Annotated in this window: 1 protein-coding gene; it reads right to left on the bottom strand. The window is 47.6% G+C overall.

Going from position 1 to position 502, the window contains the following annotated elements:
• The coding region (locus BJU60_RS14925) for a glycosyltransferase (protein WP_141737262.1) at positions 1 to 502 on the bottom strand (502 nt) is incomplete at both ends.

Here is a 502-nt window from a genome sequence, read left to right as displayed (position 1 = left end):
CCACACCCATACCGGGCACATAATAAACAGATGTCCGCTCTTTTGATAGCCGGTCGGCTCTTTTAAAATCTTCTCCATTAATGGTGATCAGAGCGTCTGTATAGCGGGCTAGAAATCTCTCTATTGGATAATAGAGCAGCCAGTTTTGAAGCGGCGCCCCCTGCCAAAAGTGAAAGCCATGTGCCGTGTAGAGAACCTTCGTTCCTTTTTTGCGCGTACCTTTGGCTGCGAGCCTGCCAATGACACTTCCCATTGGTGTGTGGCAATGGATGAAATCATAGTGCTCTTTTGCTAACAGGTTCTTCAGTTCTACATACGCAAGCCGGTTGCGTACATGAAAAGGAGAGCGCTGAATCGGAATTGAGTGAGCTTGATTCACATAGGGCAGCTTCAGCTGGCCGTTTGCCGCTGTATGCACTTCCAATCCTTGTTCCTGAAACCACCGGAAATACGGAAGATGAAAGGCTTTAAAGTGATAATCAACCGTTGCGCAAAACAAGAC

The organism is Exiguobacterium aurantiacum, assembly GCF_001766415.1.
GTDB classification, from domain to species: domain Bacteria; phylum Bacillota; class Bacilli; order Exiguobacteriales; family Exiguobacteriaceae; genus Exiguobacterium; species Exiguobacterium aurantiacum_A.
Note: the sequence above shows the minus strand (reverse complement) of the source record. Positions and strands in the feature narration are given on the sequence as shown.